The organism is Acuticoccus sp. I52.16.1, from assembly GCF_022865125.1.
In the GTDB taxonomy this organism is placed as follows: domain Bacteria; phylum Pseudomonadota; class Alphaproteobacteria; order Rhizobiales; family Amorphaceae; genus Acuticoccus.
The window spans coordinates 1241623-1258235 of record NZ_CP094828.1; the positions used below are offsets into that span (position 1 = coordinate 1241623).

General features: G+C 69.2%; 12 protein-coding genes and 1 tRNA gene. 10 read left to right on the forward strand and 3 right to left on the reverse strand.

The window, feature by feature from the left end:
* Positions 1-68 precede the first annotated feature (68 nt).
* Entirely contained in the window at positions 69-530 is a 462-nt protein-coding gene (locus MRB58_RS05630; RefSeq protein ID WP_244780748.1) for a type II 3-dehydroquinate dehydratase, read from the forward strand.
* Here MRB58_RS05630 and MRB58_RS05635 read toward each other — a convergent pair.
* Entirely contained in the window at positions 514-1329 is an 816-nt protein-coding gene (locus MRB58_RS05635; protein WP_244780749.1) for an SDR family NAD(P)-dependent oxidoreductase, read from the reverse strand. The genes MRB58_RS05630 and MRB58_RS05635 overlap by 17 nt on opposite strands.
* Before the next feature lie 156 nt (positions 1330-1485).
* Positions 1486-3354, reverse strand: a complete 1869-nt coding sequence (locus tag MRB58_RS05640; RefSeq protein ID WP_244780750.1) for a dipeptide ABC transporter ATP-binding protein — start codon at positions 3352-3354, stop codon at positions 1486-1488.
* A gap of 438 nt (positions 3355-3792) precedes the next feature.
* Between MRB58_RS05640 and MRB58_RS05645 the strand changes: the two genes are divergently transcribed.
* The 8 genes from MRB58_RS05645 (at position 3793) to MRB58_RS05680 (ending at position 15871) form a co-directional block, all read left to right on the forward strand.
* Positions 3793-5841: a hydantoinase/oxoprolinase family protein gene (locus MRB58_RS05645; protein WP_244780751.1), complete on the forward strand. Its 2049-nt coding sequence runs from the start codon at positions 3793-3795 to the stop codon at positions 5839-5841.
* 4 nt (positions 5842-5845) lie between these two features.
* Positions 5846-7531 (forward strand): hydantoinase B/oxoprolinase family protein, encoded by a 1686-nt coding sequence (locus MRB58_RS05650; protein WP_244780752.1) that lies wholly within the window; start codon positions 5846-5848, stop codon positions 7529-7531.
* A 78-nt stretch (positions 7532-7609) separates the two neighbouring features.
* Entirely contained in the window at positions 7610-9136 is a 1527-nt protein-coding gene (locus tag MRB58_RS05655) for an ABC transporter substrate-binding protein (RefSeq protein WP_244780753.1), read from the forward strand.
* A gap of 166 nt (positions 9137-9302) precedes the next feature.
* Entirely contained in the window at positions 9303-10220 is a 918-nt protein-coding gene (locus tag MRB58_RS05660; protein ID WP_244780754.1) for a LysR family transcriptional regulator, read from the forward strand.
* A 41-nt stretch (positions 10221-10261) separates the two neighbouring features.
* Positions 10262-11905 carry a hydantoinase B/oxoprolinase family protein gene (locus tag MRB58_RS05665; protein ID WP_244780755.1) on the forward strand — a complete coding sequence of 548 codons (1644 nt, stop codon included), beginning with the start codon at positions 10262-10264 and terminating at the stop codon, positions 11903-11905.
* A gap of 3 nt (positions 11906-11908) precedes the next feature.
* Complete coding sequence (locus MRB58_RS05670) at positions 11909-14032, forward strand: hydantoinase/oxoprolinase family protein (RefSeq protein ID WP_244780756.1); 2124 nt, start codon at positions 11909-11911, stop codon at positions 14030-14032.
* A gap of 31 nt (positions 14033-14063) precedes the next feature.
* Positions 14064-14981 carry an ABC transporter permease gene (locus MRB58_RS05675; RefSeq protein ID WP_244780757.1) on the forward strand — a complete coding sequence of 306 codons (918 nt, stop codon included), beginning with the start codon at positions 14064-14066 and terminating at the stop codon, positions 14979-14981.
* Complete coding sequence (locus MRB58_RS05680) at positions 14978-15871, forward strand: ABC transporter permease (protein WP_244780758.1); 894 nt, start codon at positions 14978-14980, stop codon at positions 15869-15871. Before MRB58_RS05675 ends, MRB58_RS05680 begins: the two co-directional genes overlap by 4 nt.
* A 58-nt stretch (positions 15872-15929) precedes the next feature.
* Here MRB58_RS05680 and MRB58_RS05685 read toward each other — a convergent pair whose 3' ends face one another.
* Complete coding sequence (locus tag MRB58_RS05685; protein ID WP_244780759.1) at positions 15930-16370, reverse strand: group II truncated hemoglobin; 441 nt, start codon at positions 16368-16370, stop codon at positions 15930-15932.
* Positions 16371-16521: 151 nt separating this feature from the next.
* Here MRB58_RS05685 and MRB58_RS05690 point away from each other — a divergent pair.
* Positions 16522-16611, forward strand: a tRNA-Ser gene (locus tag MRB58_RS05690).
* The last annotated feature ends 2 nt before the right edge of the window (positions 16612-16613 follow it).

A 16613-nucleotide genomic window follows, 5' to 3' on the forward strand; every position in this document is an offset into this window, starting at 1 on the left:
CGGGGTCGGCGCGGCGGGTTCCGCGCAGCGGGCTTGCCCGGTGCGCGGATCGCGGGCACGTGGACCGCATGACGCGACCGATCCATATCCTCAACGGGCCCAGTCTCAATCGGCTCGGCACCCGTGAGCCGCACCTTTACGGCACCACCACCCTCGCCGAGGTGGAAGCGATGTGCCGGGAGGCCAGCGAAGGCCACCCCCTCACCTTCCGCCAGGCCAACGCCGAGGGCGACCTCATCGGCTGGGTGCACGAGGCGCTGGACGATGGTGCCGGGATGATCATCAACCCCGCCGCCTGCACGTTCACCTCGATCGCGCTCGCCGATGCGCTGGCGCTCTTTCCTGGCCCGATCATCGAGCTGCACATCACCAACCTCCACCGTCGCGAGGCGCTGCGCCACCACTCCCACATCGCCAAGGTGGCGACGGCGGTGGTCGCCGGCCTCGGCGTCGCGGGGTACCCGTTCGCGGTGCGGGCGATGCGCGAGCTGATCGCCGAGGCCCACCGCGGCGCTACTGCGATGCGGTGACGCCGCCGTCGATGTAGACGATCTGGCCGGTGATGTAGCTCCCGGCGGGCGCGGCGAGGGCGATCACCTGCCCCGCCACCTCCAGCGGGTCGCCGATGCGCCCCAGCGGGTTGCGCTCCAGGATGAAGTCCCGGAACGCCGGCCGGTCCAGATGCGGGCGGATGCGATCGGACATGATGAACGTCGGCGCGACGCCGTTGACGGTGATCGCGTGCGGCGCCAGCTCCATCGCGTGCTGCTTGACCAGCATCGCGAGGCCGCCTTTCGTGGCGCAGTAGGCCGAGTAGCCGCGGCCCCGCAGGCCCAGCGCGGAACGCACCGAGAGGAGATGGATCTGCCGGCCGCCGGCACCGCGGGCGATCTGGTCGCGCGCGGTCTCCTGCGCCAGGAACATCGCCGACTTCAGGTTGGTGTCCAGCATCTCGTCGAAGGCCGCCTCGGTGACCTCCATCAGCGGCTGCTCGCGTTGGATGCCGACGCAGTTCACCAGAACGTCGATGCCGCCCATCGTGCCCACCGCCTCGCCCGTGGCCTCACGGATCGAGCCGACGTCGCGCGCGTCGAGGGCGAAGCCGTGCGCGGTGCCGCCGCTCGCGCCGATTCGCGCCGCCAGCGCCTCGGCCTTCTCCCTCCGCGGCCCGGCGACGGCGACGGTCGCACCGTGCGCCGCGAAGGCGACGGCGATCGCCTCGCCGATGGCGCCGTAGCCGCCGGGGACGAAGACACGCAGGCCCCGCACGTCGAACAGCCGCGCGACCGCCGCCGGGTCGATCGCCGGGGTCAGTGGTTGGTCGCTCATCTCGTCCTCCCTCGGCCGCGCACACGGCCCCGCCGGCGTCGACGCCGGTCTCGTTGCATCGGCCCCTTTGGTAGCACGCGCTGCGGGTTGCATCGCGCCGCCATCGCCGGCGGGTCGGGGTTACGTCACGGGAGGGCCGCCGCCGGCCGGTCGGCGTCAGCCGCCGCGGGCCGCGAGGGTCGCGTCGGTCTCACGGGCGACCCAGTGGCCGGGGCCGGCGGCGATCATCTCGTGCCGCACCGGCTCGTCGCCCACCTTGCGCACCGGGCTGGGGATGTCGCCCGACAGCATCGTTCCCGCGCGCCGGCGGGTCGGGTCGGCAACCGGCACGGCGGCGAGGAGGCTCTGCGTATAGGGATGGCGCGGGTTGCCGAACACCTCGTCACGCGGCCCGATCTCGACGATCTGGCCGAGATACATCACCGCCACCCGGTGGGCGACCTTCTCCACGACCGACATGTCGTGGGTGATGAAGAGATAGGCCACGCCCCGTTCGTACTGGATGTCCATCAGCAGGTTGATCACCTGCGCCTGGATCGAAACGTCGAGGGCCGACACCGATTCGTCCGCGATCACGAGATCCGGCGAAGAAGCGAGCGCGCGAGCGATCGAGACACGCTGTCGCTGGCCACCGGAGAATTCGTGCGGGTAGCGCGAGGCCATGTCCGGCGACAGGCCGACACGGTCGAGCAGCTCGTGCACCCGTCGCTCGACCGCCTCGGAACGGCTGAGCAGGTTGTGGACGACGATCGGCTCGGCGATCGAATAGCCGACTGTGCGGCGCGGATCGAGCGAGGCGAACGGATCCTGGAACACGTACTGGATCTTCTCGCGAAGGGCGCGCCGCTGCGCGTCCGGCATCGTCGCAATGTCGATTTCGCGGTAAGTGATGGTGCCGCTGTCGGGCTTGATGAGCTGTTGCAGCGTCCGCCCGATGGTCGACTTGCCGGAGCCAGATTCGCCCACCAGCGCCAGGGTCTCGCCGGGGTAGATCGCGAACGAGACCCCCTCCACCGCATGCACACGGTGGGTGACGCGCCCGAACAGTGTCCGGCCGACCGCGAAGCGCGTCACGAGGTCTTTCACCGCGATGAGCGGCTTGGAATAATCCGCCGTGTCCTGGACCCGCCGCACGCCGATCTCGCGCGCCTCTTCGCCCTCCATCACGATCACGGGGACCCGCTCGGGAAGCGGCTCCCCCTTGCGACTGCCGAGCCGCGGGACGGCCGAGAGCAGCGCCCTGGTGTAGGCGTGCCGCGGCGCGGCGAAGATGGAGCGCACGTCGCCCTCCTCCACCTTGCGGCCCTTCCACATGACGACGACGTCGTCCGCCACCTGCGCGACGACCCCCATGTCGTGGGTGATGAAGATGACGGCCGTCTCCATCTCTCGCTTCAGATCCTGCAGGATCGCGAGGATTTGCGCCTGGATGGTCACATCGAGCGCGGTCGTCGGCTCGTCGGCGATGATGAGGCGGGGGGAGCAGGCGAGCGCGATGGCGATCATCACGCGCTGGCGCATCCCACCGGAGAGCTGATGCGGATAGCGCTTCACCAGCGCCTCCGCGTCCGGCAGGCGGACCATGCGCAGCAGCTCGAGCGCACGGACGTTGGCCTGCCGATCGGTCAGCCGCTCGTGAATCTTCAGCGCCTCGCCGATCTGCGCGCCGACCGGGAAGACCGGGTTCAGCGACGTCATCGGCTCTTGGAAGATCATCGCCACGTCGCGCCCGCGGATGTGGCGCATCCGCTCCGAGGGCAGCGTGGCGAAGTCGACGATGGTGCCGTCGCGGCCGCGAAACAGGATCTCGCCGCGGGTGATGCGGCCGCCCGCATAGTCGATCAGCCGGGTTGTCGCGAGCGAGGTGACGGACTTGCCGGACCCCGATTCGCCGACGATGGCGAGCGTCTGACCCTTGCGCACGTCGAACGAGACGTCGTGGACGACGCGCGTGTCGCGGAAGGCGATGGACAGGGATCGGATGGAGAGGAGCGTATCCTCCCGGGCGAGGGTGGTCTCCGTCACGGTGTCGATCCTCTGCGCGCCGAAAGTTGGGGGGCGTCGGACGGGCGCGCCAGGTGCTCAGTGGAAGCAGGCGTGCGGCGGACGCAGCGCGACGCCGACAAGTCATCGTCAAGATGAAGGCGTCGCGCGGTCGGGCAGCCGACGAACCGGAGCCTCGACCGCGGCCTCCCCGCTGTCAAGCTCATTCACCACGCGGACCCGCCCAATTTCGAAGCAACTCGCCAATTTTCACGCCGAACGCGGCCGATCATATGTCTATATTTGTCGCAATCCAGGCCAATTGCGGGTCGGCACGCCTAGTAGATTTTCTAATAGACCCTGCGAAAACGTTTAATTTGACGGAACTCTGTTCCGTCGCAATCCTTCAGCCTCAAACAACTTCACAGATAAGTTCGCTCGAAATCATGGCTACAGCTCGCATCACCTTTGGCTACGACCATGAATGAGGCCGGCCTGGTCGTCGGCGTCGATGTGGGCGGCACGTTCACCGATGTCGTCAGCGTCGATCGCAACGGCATGTTCGATGTCATGAAGCTGCCCACCACGAAGAGCGCGCCGCAGAAGGCCGTCGCCCAGGCGCTGGAGCAGCTCACGAAGACCGGCGTCACGCCCGACGCGATCGAGAAGTTCGCCCATGGCACCACGGTGGCCACCAACGCCGTGCTCGAGCGCAAAGGCGGCCCGATCGGCCTTCTGCTGACGGAGGGCTTCCGCGACATCCTGGAGATCGGCCGCTCCTACCGCCCGGACATGTACGCCATGTTCCTTCAGCGCACGACACCGGACTTCCTGGCGAGCGGCGCCCGCGTGCAGACGGTCCGCGAACGCGTCACCGCCGGCGGCCGCGTCGTCACCGCGCTCGACGGCGCCTCCCTCGAGACCGCGATCGCGGCGCTGCTTGCCGCCGGCGTGAACGCCATCGCCGTCTCGTTCATCTTCTCGTTCGACAACCCCGCCCACGAGCTCGCCGCCAAGGCGATGATCGAGGAGATGGCGCCCGGCATGCCGGTGTCCCTCTCCCACGAGGTGGATCCGATGTTCCGCGAGTACGAACGGACCTCCATCACCGCGTTCGACGCCTACGTGAAGCCGCTCCTGGTCAACTATCTCGGCGAGATGAGCGCGGACCTGGCGCGCGCACGCGTCGCCCCGCCCCTCCAGGTCATGCAGTCGCGCGGCGGGTTGACGGCGGCCAACGTCGCCGCGAGCCGGCCGGTGCGCCTCTTTCTGTCGGGTCCCGCGGGAGGCGTCATCGGCGCCAAGGCCGCCGGCGAGATCGTCGGCGCCAAGAACCTCATCTCGTTCGACGTCGGCGGCACCTCGTGCGACATCGCGCTGATCCAGGACGGCGCGCCCATCGTCAAGTCCACCGGCTCGATCGACGGCTATACCGTGCGCGTGCCCATGGTGGACGTGAACGCCATCGGCGCGGGCGGCGGCTCCATCGCCTGGATCGACGCCGGCGGCGGCTTGCGTGTCGGCCCGCATTCGGCCGGTTCCGAGCCCGGACCGGCCGCCTATGGCCGCGGCGGCGACGACGCCACCGTGACCGACGCCTCCCTCGTGCTGGGCTACCTCGATCCGGGTTATTTCGCCGGCGGAACGATGCGGCTCGACCCCGACCTCGCCTTCCGCGCGGTCGAGGAGAAGGTCGCCAAACCGCTGGGCCTCGGCATCGAGGAAGCCGCGCTCGGCATCCACCGCGTCCTCAATGCGCAGATGGCCGAGGGCATCCGCCTGGTCTCGGTGCAGCGCGGCCTCGACCCGCGCGACTTCGCCCTGGTTCCGCTCGGCGGGGGCGGCGGCATCCACGCCGTGCCGCTCGCCCGCGACCTCGCGATGCCGCGCATCATCGTGCCGCGCCTGCCGGGAGTCCTGGCCGCGTGCGGCCTCTTGGCGGCGCCGGTCGAGCACGAGCTCTTCGCCGCGTTCAACCACGACCTGTCGTCCGTCTCCGACCGCGATATCGTCGCCGCACTCGACGCGCTGGAGGCCAAGTCCGCCGCGCTGATGGAGGCGGAAGGTTTCGCCGGGCGCTACGAGGTCCGCTATGCGCTCGACATGTGCTACGTCGGTCAGGCGCACTTCGTCGAGGTGCCGCTGACGCGCGGCGAAATCGGCTCCGATCTCGACCCCATCGCCGCCCGCTTCCGCACCCTGCACGAGACCATCCACGGCCACGGCGAAGGCGGCGAGACCCGTGTCGTCAACGTGCGCATCGTCGCCTCCGCGGCGTCGTCCGTCGCCTCCGCGACCCCGCAGCACGTGCCGACCGACGCCCCCCTCTCCCGTGGCACCCGCGCCGTCCGGTTCGAGACCGTCGACGCCCCGGTCGCGGCGACGCTCTACGACCGCGCCGCGCTCCCCGAGGGGATCACGATCGACGGGCCGGCGATCGTCGAGCAGAGCGACACCACCACGCTCGTCGAGCCGGGATGGACCGCCACGGTCGCCGCCGGCGGCACCCTCATTCTGACCCGGATCTGACCCGATGGACCTCGCCACCACACCCGCGGACGAGATCGACCCGATCACCCTCGAGGTGGTCCGCAACAAGCTCGACGGCATCGCCAACGAGATGGAGTGGACGCTCCTCACGAGCTCATTCTCGCCCATCGTCAAGGAGGGGATGGATGCCTCCGCCAGCCTCTTCACCCTCGACGGAACGACGCTGAGCCAGGCCTCGGCCATCCCGGCGCACCTGACGATGCTGATCCCCTGCGTGGAGAACATGCTCGAGGAGTTTCCCCTCGCCACCATGCGCGAAGGCGACCTCTACTGCATGAACGACCCCTATGCCGGCGGCACCCATATCCCCGACATCGCGGTCCTGATGCCGGTGTTCCACAATGGCCGGCCCATCGCCCTCTCGGCGGCCATGACACACCACCAGGACATGGGCGGCTCCGCGCCCGGTTCGATCCCGACCGATGCGACGGAGCTCTACCAGGAAGGTCTCATCATCCCGGCCCTGCCGCTGGTGCGCGAGGGCAAATACAACGAGACGCTCATCAAGATGATGCGCCTCAACTCGCGCATTCCGGACACCCTGATCGGCGACCTCAACGCGCAGATCGCCGCCTGCCGCGTCGGCGCCAAGCGCATGAGCGCGCTGGCCGATACGGTCGGCGCCAACGAGCTGTCGGCGATCTTCGACACGCTCCTCAACCGTTCCGAGGCTCTGACGCGGGCCGCCCTCGAGACGCTGCCGGCAGGCACCTACCATTCGGTCGACTACCTCGACAACGACGGCGTGGAACTCGACAAGCGGGTGCGGGTCGAAGTGGCGGTGACCATCGGCGACGGTACGCTCCACGTCGATTTCACCGGCACCAGCGCGCAGGTGCGCGGGCCGTTCAACGTCGTGCCTTCGGGATCGATGGCGGCCGTGAACTACGCGGTGCGGGCCCTCACCGACTCCACCATTCCGACCAACGGCGGCTGCTTCCGCCCGGTGACGATGAACCTGCCGGCCGGCTCCCTCGTCAACCCGAAGCGGCCCGCGCCCGTCAACGCGCGCAGCGCCGTCATCAAGATGATCGCCAACAACATCATCCACGCGCTGGCCGAGGCGGTACCCGACCGCGTCACCGCCTTCAACGCCAACCAGCACATCCTGATGTTCGGTGGCATCGATGCCGCGGATAAGCCCTTCGTCGTCGGGGAAGGGGTGTGCGGCGGGACCGGCGCCCACGCCCGCGGCGACGGGCTCGACTCGTTCGACAGCGACACCACCAACGGCATGAACCTGCCGGTGGAAGCGATCGAGATGGACTTCCCCATCCTGATGCGCCGCTCGGAGCTGCGGCCCGACTCGGGTGGTGCCGGCACCTACCGCGGCGGCCTCGGCTTGCTGCGCGAATACGAGGCGCTGCAGGACGACATCACCTTCACCCACCGCGCCGAGCACCATTTTTCTGACCCGCGTGGCATCGCCGGCGGCGGGGACGCGATGCGCGCCCACACCATCATCACCCGCGCCGACGGGCGGCAGGAGACGGTGCCCTCCAAGACCGTGACGCGGCTCGACAAGGGCGACGTCGTCCTGATCCAGACGCCGGGCGGCGGCGGCTGGGGGCCGGTCAGCGGCCGCGATCCCGCCGCCCTCGCCAAGGACGTGGACGACCGCAAGGTCTCCACCGCGGCCGCCCGGAGCACGTGGGCCGGCCCCGCCTGAGGCTCGCTCGCACCACCCGTTTTCGTCCCTCGTCCGAAGCCCCGCGACGCCTGTCGCCTCTCACCGGAGACTGACCCGATGAATTTGAACCGACGCACCTTCATCGCCGGCACGGCCGCCGGCGTGGCCCTCACCGCCATGCCCTTCTCCAAGCTCCGCGCCGCGACCGGCGGCACGCTGACGATCGCACACGGCTACGACCCGCGGTCGCTGTGGCCGAACGACTTCACCGCCCAGGAGATGCTGAACGCCGCCAACGCGATCACCGAATCGCTGTGCTGGGGCGACCCGGACACCGGCGATGTCCAACCGATCCTGCTGGAGAGCTTCGAGCAGCCCGAGCCGAACAAGGTGGTCATGAAGGTGCGGCCGGGCATCTCCTTCACCAACGGCGAGCCGCTCGACGCCGACGCCGTCGTCAATTCGCTGACCGTCTTCGCCGACGTCGAACAGGCGCCGGCCTACGGTTTCTTCGGCCGGTCGATCGACAGTGTCACCAAGGTCGACGACATGACCGTGGAGCTGACCACCAAGGAGCCGTATCCCGCCATGGGCCTGCTGCTGGCCCAGGTCTACGTCACCCCGCCGAAATACTGGGCCGAGGTCGGCGTCGACGGGTTCCGCACCGCTCCCATCGGCACCGGCCCCTACAAGCTCGAGGAGTGGGTGCGCGACAACCGCCTCGTGATGGTCCCGAACGCCGACTATTGGGGCGAAAAGCCGGAGGGCGTGAGCGAACTCGTCTGGCGCCCGGTGCCGAACGACATGTCGCGCGCCGCCGGGCTCCAGGCGGGCGAGTTCGACATCGCCACCAACCTGCCGATCGCCGCCGTCGGCATGCTGAAGGGCGCCGGCATCGAGATCGTCGCGGTGCCGAGCTTCCGCATCTACATGCTGACCCTCTCCATGTTGCCGGAGGAGGAGAGCCCGCTGCACGACGTGCGCGTGCGTAAGGCGCTCAACTACGCGGTCGACAAGCAGGCGATCGTCGACGCCCTCTTCGGCGGCGAGGCGAAGGTGTTGAACGGCCAGCTCCTGCGCCCCGCCCAGGTCGGCTACGACGACAGCCTCTCGGACTATCCCTACGATGTCGAGAAGGCCAAGGCGCTGCTCGCCGAGGCCGGCTATCCGGACGGCTTCGAGATCCAGTTCAAGTTTCCCTCCGGCCGCTATGCCCAGGACCGCGAGGTCGCCGAGGCGGTCTCCGGCATGCTGTCCGAGGTCGGCGTCACCACCAGCATGGTGGCGTTGGAGGCGGGCGAGTTCCTGGCCCAGCTCGACGCCAAGAAGCTCGGCCCGCTCGCCATGCTGGGCACCGCCCCGGCCGACGATCCGGACGCGATGTTCGCCCAGTTCCGCTCCGACTGGCGCTATTCCTATACGCAGAGCCCGGAGCTCGACGCCCTGATCGACGCCGGTGCCAGCGAGATCGACCCGGAGAAGCGGGCCGAGATCTACGCCGAACTCAGCCAGCTGATGTTCGATCAGGCCTTCGTCCTCTACCTCTACCAGGGCGCGGATTTCTACGGCACCTCGCCCAAGGTGGAAGGCTTCGACCCGCGCGGTGACCAGCGATACCTGCTGGCCGGCATCGATCTGGCCTGACCCCACGGCACGCACACGGCCCGCGCCGGCCGGGGCCCCGGAATCGGGTCCGCGGCCGGCGCACTCCCAGCGCGGGGGATGGGCTGCGTCCCACGCGCCGGTGTTCTCAACTCCGGCACAATCGTTTCAAACATCAAGACGCTCAACGGAGGCATCGATGTGCTATATGCGTGAGTTCCGCATTTTCGTCGCCGTCTACGAAGAGCGATCCTTTTCCGCCGCCGCCAAGCGCGAGAACGCGACACAGTCGGCCGTCTCGCAGCGGATCCGGAAGCTGGAGGAGGTGCTCGCCGTGCGCCTCTTCAATCGCACCAGCCAGCGCGTCGAGCCGACGCCGGCGGGCACCGTCTACTACGAATACTGCGTCCAGCTGCTCGACAAATACAACGAGGCCAACGTCGCCCTGCAGCGGTTCCGCGGGGTGGAGGGGATCGTCAACGTCGGCATCCCGCCCTGGATGTCGCGCCATGTGGTGCCCAACATCCTCAGCCGCTTCATGGACGAGCATCCCAACGTCGTCGTCAACGTGATCGACGGCAACAGCACGCTCCTGTGCGAGATGGTGAGCCGCGGCGAACTCTCGCTGGCGGTCATCGCCGCGGCGGACCTGCGCGAGGAGGACAAGACGCTCGCGGTCGCCGAGGGTGTCCTCGTCTCACGCGGGCCGGGCATGCCGTGGAACACCGCGCGGTTGCCACGCGATCCGGCGGAGCTGGCCTCGATCCGCCTCATCATGCCCAAGCGCGGCCAGCCCTACCGCACGGTGGTCGACGCCTTCCTCGAGACGCACGGCGTGCGACCCAAGCAGGTGCTGGAGCTCGATTCGGTCTTCGGGACGCTCGGCCTCGTCGCCAAGGGCGACTGGCACACGATCCTGCCCGCATTCGTGCTCGCCGCCGACCCGGACCAGGAAGAATATACCATCCAGACGCTGACGGAGCCGCCGCACTTCCGCCTGTCCTGCGTCACCTCCACCAATGGCGACACCGCCGCATGCCGCTCCTTCATGCGCATGCTGGAGGGCGAGCTGTCGCGCATCACCCTCAATACCCTGCCCCTGTCGCGCCCCCTCGTCTCGGTGTGACGACGGGAAGCGCCGGACGGGACCACCCCGAAGGATCCGCCATGGATACCCACGCGCCGTCAACGCTCAGCTCGATCGACCTGCAGATCCAATGGAGCCGCCTCATCTCCATCATGGACGAGGCGGACGTCGCGATGCTGCAATCGGCCTTCTCGACGATCGTCAGCGATTCGCGCGACTATGCGGTGATCCTGCTCGACAGCCAGGCACGCTCCATCGCCCAGGCGCAGGTCTGCGTGCCGGCGTTCACGACGTCCCTCCCCGTCGCCGCGCGCACCATGCTCGCCGAGTATCCGCCCGAGACGCTCCAGCCCGGCGACGTGCTCATCACCAACGACCCGTGGATCTGCCACGGCCACCTGCCGGACTTCTACGTCATCGTCCCGATGTTTCACGCCGGCGAGATCTTCGCCTACTACGCCGCCGCCGCCCATATGTCCGACATCGGCGGCCGGCTGGACGAACTGATCGCACGCGACGTGTTCGAAGAGGGGCTGCGCGTTCCCCCCAGCAAGCTCTACGAGGCGGGCGTCCCCAACCGCCAGCTCTTCCGCATCATCGAGAACAACGTGCGTCATCCGCGCCTGGTCCTGGGCGATGTCGGCGCGATGGTGGGCGCCGGCAAGGTCGTGGCCGACCGCTGCGCCGAGTTCATCGCCGATTATGGCCCCACCTCGATCGACATGGTCGGTGCCGAGATCCTCTCCCGGTCGGAGACGGCGATGCGCGAGGCGATCGCCGCACTTCCCGACGGCGTCTACCGCAAGGAGGTCGACGCGGACGGGTTCGGCGAGCCGGTCCACATCGCGCTGAAGCTGACGATCGCCGGCGACACCCTGGAGATGGACTTCGCCGGGTCGAGCCCGCAGCGTGAGGGCGCGTCTATCAACTGCGTCTACAACGTCACCCACGCGCACTCGATCTTCGCGTTGAAGTGCGCCTTCCTGCCGGACCTTCCCAACAACGAAGGCCTCTACGCGCCGATCACCACGGTGGCGCCGCTCGGCTCGGTGCTCAACGCGCGCTTCCCCGCCCCGGTGAAGGCTCGCTCGATGACGAGCTTCCACCTCCACACCGCGATCTTCGGCGCCATGGTCGGCATCGTTCCCGATCAGGTGCAGGCGGCGGCCGGATCGTTCTGGGTGATGGCCTGCACCGGGGTCGACGACGAGGGCGAGCCCTTCGCCATTCACGTCCTGCCCAACGGCGGCACCGGCGCGGTCTCCTACGCGGACGGCCAGCCGACCATGTCCTTCCCCGGCCAGGGCACGATCACGCCCGCCGAAATCATCGAGAACCGCGGGCCGATGCTGGTGAAGGAGCGCTCGCTGCGCGAGGGGTCCGGCGGCGCGGGGCGCCGGCGCGGGGGCCTCGGCCAGACGATCCGCCTCACCACGCTGGGCGACGCGCAAGCCCGCGTCACGTTGCGGGCCGACAAGGTCACCTACCCGCCGACCGGACTGGAAGGCGGCGGCCTGGGCGGTGCGGGCAAGGTGGAACTCGACGGCAAGCCCTTCCCGCTCGACCCGTTCATCCTGAAGCCCGGCCAGGAGCTGGCGCTGCACCTGCCGGGCGGCGGCGGATACGGCGACCCCACCGCGCGCGACAAGGCCGCCCTGAAGCACGATGTCGACATGGGCTTCGTCTCCCCGGCCGACGCCACCACCATCTACGGAGGCCTCTGAGCCATGGCCGACATGCCCTTCACATCCGGCGGCCGTCCCGACTGGCGCCTCGGCTTCGATATCGGTGGCACCTTCACCGATATCGTCCTCGTCGACGCGGCGTCCGGCCAGGCCCACCTCGGCAAGAGCCTCACGACGCCCGACGACCCGAGCCGCGGCGTCGCCGATGGTGTCGCGCCGCTGTTCGCGCGCCTCGGCATCGCCGGCGCAGACGTCGCCACCGCGATCCACGCGACCACGCTGATCACCAACGCGCTGATCGAGCGGAAAGGCGCCAAGACGGCGCTGCTCGCAACCGCGGGCTTCCGCGACACGCTCGAGATGGCGACCGAGCTGCGCTACGACAACTACGCCATTGCGCTACCGATGCCGGAGCCCCTCGTCCCCCGCTCCCTGCGCTTCGACGTCCCCGAACGGCTCGACCGCGACGGCAACGTCCTCACGCCGCTCGACGAGGACGCCGTGCGCGCCATCGCCGCGACGCTGAAGGCGGAGGGAGTGGAGACGGTCGCCATCGTCTTCCTGCATTCCTTCCGCAACGCCGCGCACGAAGAGCGTGCGGCCGCCATCGTCCGCGAGGCCTGCCCCGGCATCCTCGTCAGCCTGTCGAGCCATGTCTCGCCGGAGATCCGGGAGTACGAGCGGTCGGTGACGACGGCCGCCAACGCCTTCGTGCAACCGCTGACCCCGCGCTACATCGACCGTGCGCTGGAAGGGCTCGCCACGTCCGGTTACGCCAACCCGCTTTACGTGATGGCCTCCTCCGGCGGAATCGCCAGCGCGGAAGTCGCCAAGGACCTGCCGATCCGGTTGCTGGAATCGGGTCCGACCGCCGGCGTCATGGCGGCGATCTACTACGGAAGGGCAATGGGGATCGGCGAGCTGGTCACCTTCGACATGGGCGGCACCACCGCCAAGATCGGCCTCATCTCCGACTACAAGGCGCAGAAGTCGAACGTCTTCGAGGTCGGCCGGGTGTCGCGCTTCCAGAAGGGCAGCGGCCTGCCGGTGCGCATCCCGATGGTGGAGCTGATCGAGATCGGTGCCGGCGGCGGCTCCATCGCCAAGGCGAACAAGGTCGGTCTCCTGGAGGTCGGCCCTGAGAGCGCGGGGGCCGCGCCAGGCCCCGCCTGCTACGGCCGCGGCGGCACCAGGCCCACGGTGACCGACGCCAACGTCGTGCTCGGCTACCTCAATCCGGACTATTTCCTCGGCGGCGAGATGACACTCGACGCAGCGGCGGCCCAGGCGGCGGTCGCCTCCCTCGCCGCGACGCTCGGCGAGGCGCCGGCGACCTGCGCGCGTGGCATCGCCTCCATCGTCAACCAAAACATGCTGGCGGCGAGCAAGATCCACATCGCCGAGCGGGGGGCCGACCCGCGCAGGCTCTACCTGTTCGCCTTCGGCGGCGCCGGGCCGGCGCATGCCTACGAACTCGCCCGTTCGCTCCACATGAAGGGCGTGATCGTCCCGCCGGGCGCCGGCGCGACGTCGGCGATGGGCCTCGTGACGACGCCGGTCTCGTTCGACTTCGCCCGCTCGTTCATGGTCCGCCTCGACAAGGCCGACCCGGACGAGCTGACGGCCGTGTACGCGCAGATGGCGGCCGAGGGCGCAGAGATGATGGCCCAGGCCGGCGTCGCCCCGCACGATGTCGTCGTCGAGCGCTCGATGGACCTGCGCCATGCCGGTCAGGGCTACCAGGTCGCCGTGTCGATGCCGGAGGGCGCCATCGACCGGGCGATGCTGGCGGACATGGGACCCCGCTTCTACACCGCCCACGAGGAGCGCTTCGGCCACGCCCACAGGATGATCCCGGCCGAACTCGTCACCTGCCGCGTGACCGTCTCCGGCCGCGCGGCGGCGATCCCCGTCCCCGATATCGCGGTGACCGACACCCCGGCTCCGCCCGTGAAGGCGATCCGCAAGGTCTATTTTCCGGAGGCCGGCGGCGAGGTCGATACCCCCGTCTTCGAGCGCAGCCGGCTTTGCCACGGCCACCGGATCGAGGGTGCCGCCGTCATCGAGGAGCGCGAATGCACCATCGTCGCGGGGCCGTCGGCGGTCACCACGATCGACCGGTTCGGCAGCGTCGTCATGAACCTCGCGCCGGGCGGGCGCGCATGAGGGGCGGCGAGGCCTCCCGCAGGGCCGGTCCATGCTGAACTATCTCGCCAGACGCGTCGGCCTGACGGTCGTCTCGCTCGCGGGCGTCCTCCTGATCTCGTTCGTGCTGACGCGCATGACCGGCGATCCGACGAGCCTCCTGCTGCCGGTCGACGCCACGGACGAGGCGCGGGCGGCGCTGCGCGCGCGGCTCGGTCTCGACCAGCCCTACGTGACCCAGTTCATCCGCTACGTCGGTGACGCGCTCACCGGCGACTTCGGCAATTCGCTGCGGTTTTCCGAGCCGGTGACGAAGCTTCTCTTCGAGCGGCTCGGCGCGACCTTCGAGCTGGCGGGGGCGACGATCGCGCTGGCGCTCGCCGTCGGCATCCCTTCCGGCATCGTCGCCGCCTACTGGCAGCGCACCCCGGCCGACACCGGGCTGCAATCCGTCGCGGCGTTCGCCCAGGCCGTGCCGACCTTCTACTGGGGTATCCTCGGCATCCTCGTCTTCTCCGTCTGGCTCGGCTGGCTGCCGACGGGGGGGCGCGGGACGCTGGCGCACCTCGTCCTTCCGGCGGTTACCCTCGCATCCACCATCATCGCTCTCATCATGCGCATCATGCGCTCGTGCATGCTGGACGTGCTGCGCCAGGATTATATCCGCACCGCGCGCGCCAAGGGCGTCTCGGAGTTCGCGGTGGTGATCAAGCACGCCGGGCGCAACGCGGTGATCCCGCTGGTGACGGTGATCGCGTTGCAGTGCGGTGTCCTCATCGGCGGCGTGGTGGTGACGGAGACGGTGTTCTCGTGGCCGGGGATCGGCCGCCTCGCCATCCAGGCCATCTATGCGCGCGACTACCCGGTGGTGCAGATCGTCGTGATCTTCTTCGCGGTGGTCTTCGTCGTCCTCAACCTCCTCGCCGACCTCCTGTCGGCGCTGCTCGACCCCAGGATACGGCTGTCATGAGCGAGATGCCGTCCACGGCGGCGCCCGCGCGTGCCGCGCCCGGTCGCCCCCTCGCGTTCCTGCGTGAGTTGAAGCGCCCGGCGGTCGCGGTCAGCGTCCTGTGCCTCATGCTGCTCGTCGTCTGCGCCGCGGTGCCGGGCCTGATCGCGCCGGCGGACCCGTACAAGCAGAGCCTCATGCAGCGCTTCGCCGAACCGATCTTCATGAGCGACAGGCAGAGCGGCTACATCCTCGGCGGCGACCAGGTCGGCCGCGACATCCTCTCGCGCATGATCTACGGCGCACGGATGACGCTCTTCATCAGCCTCGGCGCGGTGGCGATCGCGGGATCGATCGGCACCTTCCTCGGCATCGTCGCCGGCTATTTCGGCGGCTGGATCGACAGCGTCGTCCAGCGTGTCATCGACATGCTGCTCGCCTTTCCGATCATCCTCCTCGTGATCGCTTTGGTGACGATCGTCGGATCGTCGGTCCCCGCGCTGATCCTGATCATGGGGTTCGCCTCCTGGCCGCAGTTCGCGCGGATCGCGCGCGCGTCCGTGCTGCAGGTGAAGGGGCTCGATTATATCGAGGCGGCCCGTGCGATCGGCGCACGCGACAGCCGGATCCTGAGCCAGCACATCCTGCCGAACATCCTGTCCGCGCTGATCGTCTTCACCACGTTCGAGATCTCGCGCATGATCCTGATCGAGGCGACGCTGAGCTTCCTCGGCATCGGCGTGCAGCCGCCGACGCCGACCTGGGGCGGGATGATCTCGGAAGGCCAGCAATATCTCTACATGTCGTGGTACGCCTCGTTTTTCCCCGGCCTCGCGATCGCCGCCACGATCCTGGTATTCAACACGCTGGGCGACGCTCTGCGCGACGCACTCGATCCCCGGATGGACTGACGTTCCCCGCGCGCCGCTGCGCGGGCGGGCCCCGGCGCCGCTTCCGTCCGACCGGGGGTCAGCCGGTCGCTCGGCGGGCGTCGTGGGGGTTGCCGGGCTGGTTGCGCATCCAGTCGGCGAGCTTGGCCATGTTGGCGTAGAGTTCGAGCCGCGCGGGACCGTCGGCGACCGCCACCGCGAGCGCGGTGCGCATGCACTCCAGCCACGCGTCGCGTTCGGCCTCGCCGATCGGCACGTGCATGTGCCGCGCACGCATCCGCGGGTGGCCCTTTTGCGGCGAGTACAGCGCCGGGCCGCCGGTCCACTCGGACAGGTAGCGCTTCAGGTCGGCCTTCGTGGGGCCGAGGTCCGGGGCATGCAGGGCGCGCAGCGCGGCCGCGTCCGGGAGGCTGTCCATCTGCTTGTAGAACGTCTCCACCAGATGATCGATCGCCGCCGCGCCGCCCAGACGGTCGAACAAGGTCGATCGTGTCTGGGCGACGTCCTCGCTGGAATTCACGTCCGGCCCTCCTCCTGCGCTGTCCCGGACCGCGGCCGGGACAGGGCAGGTATCGCCCATCTCGCGCGACGGCAAGGTGCCCGGCGCGCCCCCGCCGCCCCCGCTCGAAGGTCTGGCGCGGGGATGGGGAGTGTGGCATCACCACCCGGCCGGGCGGGTGGCCGAGTGGTTTAAGGCAGCGGTCTTGAAAACCGCCGTACGTTCACGCGTACCGTGGGTTCGAATCCCACCCCGCCCGCCATC

Bases quoted from the DNA above. Each gene is read 5' to 3' on its own strand.
- MRB58_RS05665 (WP_244780755.1), top strand. From the start codon at position 10,262: ATGGATACCCACGCGCCGTCAACGCTCAGCTCGATCGACCTGCAGATC.
- MRB58_RS05635 (WP_244780749.1), bottom strand. From the start codon at position 1,329: ATGAGCGACCAACCACTGACCCCGGCGATCGACCCGGCGGCGGTCGCG.
- MRB58_RS05670 (WP_244780756.1), top strand. From the start codon at position 11,909: ATGGCCGACATGCCCTTCACATCCGGCGGCCGTCCCGACTGGCGCCTC.
- MRB58_RS05645 (WP_244780751.1), top strand. From the start codon at position 3,793: ATGAATGAGGCCGGCCTGGTCGTCGGCGTCGATGTGGGCGGCACGTTC.
- MRB58_RS05655 (WP_244780753.1), top strand. From the start codon at position 7,610: ATGAATTTGAACCGACGCACCTTCATCGCCGGCACGGCCGCCGGCGTG.
- MRB58_RS05680 (WP_244780758.1), top strand. From the start codon at position 14,978: ATGAGCGAGATGCCGTCCACGGCGGCGCCCGCGCGTGCCGCGCCCGGT.
- MRB58_RS05675 (WP_244780757.1), top strand. From the start codon at position 14,064: ATGCTGAACTATCTCGCCAGACGCGTCGGCCTGACGGTCGTCTCGCTC.
- MRB58_RS05650 (WP_244780752.1), top strand. From the start codon at position 5,846: ATGGACCTCGCCACCACACCCGCGGACGAGATCGACCCGATCACCCTC.
- MRB58_RS05660 (WP_244780754.1), top strand. From the start codon at position 9,303: ATGCGTGAGTTCCGCATTTTCGTCGCCGTCTACGAAGAGCGATCCTTT.
- MRB58_RS05630 (WP_244780748.1), top strand. From the start codon at position 69: ATGACGCGACCGATCCATATCCTCAACGGGCCCAGTCTCAATCGGCTC.